1 protein-coding gene is annotated in these 4528 nt (G+C 56.8%); it reads left to right on the top strand.

Features of this window, described 5'->3' with window-relative positions:
* The first annotated feature begins 56 nt into the window (after positions 1-56).
* Positions 57-3992: a PIN domain-containing protein gene (locus MTR66_RS21040; RefSeq protein WP_243924687.1), complete on the top strand. Its 3936-nt coding sequence runs from the start codon at positions 57-59 to the stop codon at positions 3990-3992.
* The last annotated feature ends 536 nt before the right edge of the window (positions 3993-4528 follow it).

Raw genomic sequence — 4528 nt, 5'->3', positions numbered from 1 at the left:
GGATTCGCTAACGGAATCCATTGGCCATTTGCGCAACAAAGCCCCGTCATCACCAAATGAACGACGAAGAATCCAAGAGTTCGATCGAGGACGTTTCAGGCACTGACCCCAGTGTCGTGGCAGCACGGCTGCCTCCGCTAACAAGGATGGGCTTCGAATGCCCCAAACCAAAAAACTGGCAGGATTTTCAGAGAGCTTGCGTTGCCCTTTTTCGGGAAGAGCTAAAAGATCCACACGCTCAGGAATACGGCCGGCACGGTCAGAAGCAGCGTGGAATAGACATTCTGGGGCGACGAAACGGTGATCCGGATCATTTCGTCGGCATACAGTGCAGACGCGTCCAGAAGCCCCTCGCCGAGAAGAAAATTGAAGAGGACTGCCGGGCTGCCCTGACAATCCAGGCCGGAATTCGCGAAATCATTTTTGCGACAACTGCGCCCGTTGACACAGGTGCAACGGACGCAGCGATCTCTGTCGAGAAGAAGCTGCGGAAGGAAGGGCACAACGTAACAGTCGCCTTATATGGTTGGGAGGCGCTCCAAGATCTGATCGCGATGCACCCGAATGCGAGCGCGGTCTTCAATCCCGCACTGTATGCAAGCGCTACCACACAGCAGCTTGTTACCCCCGAACTCGTGGGCGCCTTCGCGGCTCAGGTCGGCCAGCAATTGGCGCAGAATCTACAGACCGGGATGTCCTTCCGACCAGTTGATCCGGGCACTGATGAGAAGGCAGCCGAGGACCCTGCACTTCACGCGAAAATCGACGTGCTCAGAGACTTGTTTCTCAAGGATCATCAAACCCTCTCGGCGCAGCGGCTACTGACAGAACTGCAAGAGGCGACATCCGCAGTTGACCGGCCTTGGGCCGCGTTCCGACTCGAGACTAATCTTGGCTCGATCGACATGGAACTCGGGCGCGAGCAGGAAGCCGCCCAGCGCTTCGAACGCGCCTTCGCATTGCGGCCCGGCGATTCGCACGCTGTCGCCAACCTCGCACTAGCACGCACAATCCAGGGGCGCGCAAGCGAAGCGATTCCTCTGGCCCAGCACGCGCTCACCATGTCGCCGCGCGCTGACTCAGCTGTCGCCTACCTTCTGCAAGCGGCCGCGCGCAGCGATTGGCAAGGCGATCCGGAGTCACTCATACCCGATGATCTGAAGAACAGCCTTGCAGCGGCCTTTGGGCTCGCCGAATTTATGCGACGGCGTGACCTGCCAGGGTGGGCAGAGAGAACCATTGAACTTTACCGTCAACATCCCTCGTCAGAAGAACTGAAGCGCGCCAACGGCGTGGCCGTGCTCGAACTCGCAATCCGGCACGACGCCATGATTATCGGCGGAACTCCAGCTGTGTCGATGGTTCAAATCAATGCCGCAGCAGATGATGTCAAAGAAGTAGCCGAGCGTTTCCTCGACATTGACTACAAACATGATCACGATCTGCGCGCGTTCATCAGTAACGCGGCAGTACTGCTGCGGATCGCCGGGCGCGAGAAAGAAGCAGAGGCACTACTTGTCAAAGCACTTGGCAAGGTTCCAGACGAGCCACACCTGACCCTCCTCCTCGCCGTCATCCACTTGGCACGGGGGCAGCAGGACGCGGCTCTCGGCCTTCTCGAAGGCACCAAAGATCCAGAATCCAGAATGGTGCGAGCCGAACTGCTGGCCAACAAAGACCCGGATCGTGCACTCAAGGAAGTGCTCGCCGTGCAAGTGCCGGAAGAAAACGCGCGGCTAACGCGCTTACGATTCCGCTTGATCGGGGAAATTGCGCTTGCGGCGCACAAACAAGAAGAAATAGCAATCGCTGCAGCCGGTCTTCGCACAAAGGTTGGCGATCCGTTTGCTGCCGAACTGCTCGAAACCCGCGCCAAGCTTTCGGAATTGGGTCCCGAAGCAGGGCATCAATCGACGCAATTGAACGCGTTGGTATCCCGCCTTAGCCCCGACACCGACATCGTCACACGTTACGATCTCGCTTATACATTGATGCAGGCGGGATCGCCTGCCTCAACTGTCACTGTTCTTGAAGGATACATCGACCTCAACCGCCATAGCGAGCCGGGAGAGCTCTATCTGCAAGCACTCGCCGCCGCTAGACATGACGCAGAATTTGATTTGGCACTGGCCAATGCCGCACCTGAACTTCGAGATCACCCGAACTTACTCTGGACCCGCGCAGCGCGGGCCTGGAACATGGGGGATCTGGAGGCCGCATATTCGGCGATCAACAAGCTTACTGAAATTCAGCCAGACAATGCTGGTGCCGCGCTCTTCAAGATAGACATTCTTGCTCGGGCCGATCGCATCACAGACCTGGCTGCAGAGTTGGACAAGCCTCTTGAGGCTCTGGACTGGAAACGCCTCGAGGACCAGATACGTCTCTCGGGCCTCCTTGCCCATTTTGGCCAGCTCGACCGCGGTATCCGCTTGGCCTATAAGCTATTCCTGTCGCATCGCGACACTGCTCGTGCGTGGCTCTCGCTGTCGAGTATAGTTCTCGATCAAGGCCGCAACCTGCAAGACAAGCGCTGGGACATGCCAGCCGTCGCAAATCATGCCGCGATCGACATGACCTATGACGATGGTGAAAGCCGCTTGATCATCATCGAACCCGATCCAGAACTTCGCAAGCTCGACCCGGATGCCTACGAACCTCAACATCCACTGGTGCAGAGGCTGATGGGGGCGATCGTCGGCACTGCTGTCCAGGATGACGTCGGGCGGACGGCAACAGTCACCACACTGCGGCACAAGTACATTGCGCGGTTCCACGTTATCCTGGATGACTTCCAGAAGCGATTTCCAACGGTTGCTGGCTTTCGTCGAATTAATATCGACGCGTCGACTCCAAAGGGCCTCGAACCACTCTTGAACGCGGCAAAGGCACGCCACGACTGGATTGAGGACGAACAACGCCACTACCTCGCAGGGGAATGGCCAATAGGACTGCTCGCGTATCGTGTTGGCGCCGATCCTATTGAAGCGTCTGCAGGTGTTGTCGCGGCAGGCTACAAACTACAGGTCGCCACAGGAAATCATGCTGACGTTCAGGCGGCCGGACAGGCCCTTATCGACGGTGCAGGGCAAGGCCTCACTCTCGATCTTGCCGCTTTCTGGACCTCCTGGCGCCTTCAGGCGCTCAATGCGCTGGAGAGTGCATTCGGTCCAATTCATGTCCCGCAAAGCGTAGTTGATCGGCTCAGAACCAGACGAGATCAATTCGACGCGGCGATTTCCGATGGCATCCACGGCGCACAGTACCAGGACGGAATGCTCGTCATGACCCATATTGCGCCAGACGAAGTGCGATCGCAACGAGATGATATTGTCGCTTCACTGGCTTGGCTGGAAGCGCACGCTAATGTTTGCCCACTCATCGTCAGCGATACAATGCCTGAGCATCTAAAGGACGAAATTCGGTCAGGGCGTTCCGATCTGTTCGACGCAATCGCGATAGCGACCTCAACAGGAACGATTCTTATCAGCGACGATCTTTTCACGCGGCACGCGAGCGGCCTCCTTACCGGCCAGCAAGGTGCCTGGACCCAGATGGCGCTTAGAGTTGCACATGAAAAGGGTGCCGTTGACTTCGACACCTATCTGCGGTGGCTCGCAGACTTGATCGAAGGAGGCCACTCTTATCTAGGAGTGACAGGCGAAGCGTTGGCATATTCTGCCGCGATGGACGCCAAAAATGGTAAGGTACCCGGCCGAATATTGACCCTGATTTCGAGTGCAATTGGCGGCGTCAACGCTGAGCCGCGTTCGCATCTCGCCGCTTGCATGTCCTGCCTCTCTGATTGGTGGAATGATCCTGCGGCGATCACCTATCGACAACCTGCTACGGGGCACCTGCTGCGTCAACTCGTGCGCGGGCGAAAGGACTACAGGGAGATTCTGCGTACACTCGTCAACGCATGTGACAGAGCGCCTGGTATCCGGGAGTATATATTTGGATGGCTCAGGGGCCACTTTCTCAAGGTGTAGCGTATTGCCCATTCGCCCCGCGCATTCGGTCACGTCCCGCACCATTGAACTGATTCGCAAAAGAGTTCGCCACAGTGAGATTCCTGTTGTCGGACTCGAACCGCTTTAGAATCAGGTTTTGATGGACCAAATGATGGACCTATCGCACAGGCTATTTAAATTTCTGTTTATATTCAATTAGTTGAAGATATAGTTGGATTCCGGCTCGGCCATTTTTGCTTCTCAGCAGGTCTGAAAGCATCCAAAAACTGGCTGTTTTCTGTGGTTTTTGAGTGGTATTGTGGCTCCGTCAGGTTCGGGCCATTTCACTGAAAGACTGACCGGCTGACGCCGGTAGGATCATGGCGAGAGGCTGAATGCCGATCCGCTCTAGGTCCGATCGACATTCAGGATTCCCAAACGAGGTAAGTGCTGATTCATAGGATTCCGCGACTAGGCGGAGGCTATGAATGGGGGTGAAGCGGTACGAGTTGAGGGATGCGCAGTGGGCAAGGGTTGCGCCATTACTGCCCGGCAAGGCGAGCGATCCGGGACGG

The sequence above is a fragment of the Novosphingobium beihaiense genome (assembly GCF_022832375.1).
GTDB lineage: Bacteria > Pseudomonadota > Alphaproteobacteria > Sphingomonadales > Sphingomonadaceae > Novosphingobium > Novosphingobium beihaiensis.
Note: the sequence above shows the minus strand (reverse complement) of the source record. Positions and strands in the feature narration are given on the sequence as shown.